Raw genomic sequence first — 2,391 nt, 5'->3', positions numbered from 1 at the left:
GAACTCGGAGACAAATTATCCACCTGATTAAGAATATCTAACGATTCCTGATGAATAAGCTGCTGCAATTGATTGCCATAACATCGAATAAAAGTATTGATATCATGACCAGAAAGAGATAATAGTTGCTTAATATTGCTGTTAAAATTGTATGATTTATTTGTTTTCTGCAGACAAGAACTACCATCGAGACTGTTTTTATATATAACCGATCGTGCGTTAATTGCTTTTGCCAAGTTAGGTGTATGCGATTTGTAAATAGATTCTAATGTTTCATATTCTGCAAAACGCTCAGAAATAGTTGAGTGAAAAGCCTTTTCTATAATATCAGGCGCATTATAATAACCCTTAATTAATGGTTCTTTTTTAATTGCATCTAATGATTTATAAAGCTTTCCAATACGCTTTTGCAACTTTCTACAATACCTTCCCGTTGCCATATAACAAATTTTTTGCACTAAGCTAAGATTTTTTAATTCCGCATATAAGCTTCGTATCGTATCTTCATAACCAGAATATGTTTGCGCATATTTTATAAATTCATCAAGCATGTATAAACAGCGTTGATTAAGAATTTCTGATTCTGTATATCCTCGCGCAATAAAATGGTCTCTAAAATCATGAACAGTATAGTCATTAAAATGGGACTGATGGGTAGAAAATATACCATAATGATCACATTCTCTATTATGAGAAAAATCATGATTTGATCTATATGTTTCTTTAATGGCTCTATCATTCGACTGAGTAAAATTCATTGTAAGTGTTGCGTGATGATATTCTGCACACATAGACATGCTTACAAAAACAGATAAAAATAATCCAAAAAGTTGAGACCAACAATATCTATTCATATCTGTATCCTTTTTAAAGAAAAAAGAAATGCTGAAAAACAAGTTAGCATAATCTCTTCAACAACCTCCTACCCTATTTTTCTTGCATTATACTCATTATATGCTATCATTGCACAGAAAATTATAATAATAGTCTCTCTTTTTTAAAGGAAAACCATGTACGCAATTTCAGACATTAGTCATGATCTCACAAAGATCATAGATTTTATGGCGTACAGTTCCTTCTTGAGTTGTTAGTCCAATCAAAACCCATCTCACTAAGTAATTTTTACACCATCCCTCTCAGTATCAACATTTTTTAGTTTTAATACGAAAGTATTCTATGGTACGACTTCGTCCAACGAAGGCTGTAAGAGTATTAACTTTCGAAGAAAAAGAACGTGTTGCCAATCTTTTCATACTACTTGTAGAAGTAGATCTACAAAAAGGCGTAACACGTAAGCGACGTGCAACCAAAAGCACAAAGGCAAATACTACACAACGTGTCCATGCAAGCTCAAAAAGCAAAGTAGGGAGCAAAAGAAAAAAGACTCTACAAAAGCCTAAAGAGAACATTGACATAACTCCGCTGTTCTTCATGTAACAAGGCCCACTATGCAATAAACCGTATAGTGGGCCTTGTTTTTGTAATCATTTATCCTTATCTTGATGTTCATCGTATTAACGTCATCTGAGGATTAGCCGCAATGATCGATACCATAATTTTAACGCTCGATGAAGATTCATTTGAAGTAACAAATCCTGATGCATTCACTCCTTCTGCACAATGGACGCAAAATAACACATATGTATTGCGCGGAATCTTATCCAAACAAAACCCCACTAAAAAAGAATTAGTCGCAGGCATTTACAAACCTCGCATAACCCTTTTTCAGCGCCCTACGCCCTTATCTATAACAAAAACAGTGCTTAAAGTTGAATTATCACTGCCTAAACTTTTTTTCGGTAATAACTTTGAAGAATTAACACAAAAACAGTTTCCTGAACTTGTACAAAAACTTTGTACCGCATTACATACCATGGGAATTGCAACTGATGTTGAAACTCTTGCATCTGCTTCTGTTTCTGGCATTCATTTTTCCAAAAATATCCCACTTACTGATGGATCAATTCCGTATCACTACATCAGCAAAATAGAGCAAGCAAATATCTCCCTTTCGCTTGATGTAAACCAAACTGATTATCGCAATAAAGGCCATAGCTATAAATGGCATAGCAACTCATATGAATTGGTTTTTTATGATAAAATTCGCGATCTGGAACAAGCAAAGAAAAGCGATAAACGCTCAATGGAAAAAGATAATACAATTCAGTTGAATCTGTATGAGTCTCTGCATAATAAAAAGATGTTTGAAGTATTGCGCATGGAAGCGCGATTAAATAATCGACGTAAAATCGAACAGATCTTAAAAAAATTAGGGATTAAGGTGCAACTTACTTTTAAGGGCCTGTTTAAAACAAATATCGCACGCAAAGTACTCTTGCATTATCTTGATGAAATTGAACGTGCCCGACCACCACTATTGGATTTTAAAGC

3 protein-coding genes are annotated in these 2,391 nt (G+C 34.1%); 2 read left to right on the top strand and 1 reads right to left on the bottom strand.

Annotation, left to right across the window (positions count from 1 at the left end; genetic code table 11):
• Positions 1–854: hypothetical protein (locus VJJ26_02550; GenBank protein ID HLC07047.1), on the bottom strand; the 854-nt coding region annotated here is incomplete at its 3' end.
• 322 nt (positions 855–1,176) lie between these two features.
• Between VJJ26_02550 and VJJ26_02545 the strand changes: the two genes are divergently transcribed.
• Both VJJ26_02545 and VJJ26_02540 read left to right on the top strand, forming a co-directional pair.
• Positions 1,177–1,437: a hypothetical protein gene (locus VJJ26_02545; protein HLC07046.1), complete on the top strand. Its 261-nt coding sequence runs from the start codon at positions 1,177–1,179 to the stop codon at positions 1,435–1,437.
• Between the two features lie 103 nt (positions 1,438–1,540).
• Positions 1,541–2,391, top strand: an 851-nt coding sequence (locus VJJ26_02540) for a hypothetical protein (GenBank protein ID HLC07045.1), incomplete at its 3' end; no start/stop codon positions are given.

The organism is Candidatus Babeliales bacterium, assembly GCA_035288105.1.
Classification (GTDB): domain Bacteria; phylum Babelota; class Babeliae; order Babelales; family Vermiphilaceae; genus SOIL31.
Note: the sequence above shows the minus strand (reverse complement) of the source record. Positions and strands in the feature narration are given on the sequence as shown.

Excerpts from the sequence above, each read along its gene's own strand:
- VJJ26_02545 (HLC07046.1), top strand. The coding sequence starts at position 1,177 with ATGGTACGACTTCGTCCAACGAAGGCTGTAAGAGTATTAACTTTCGAA.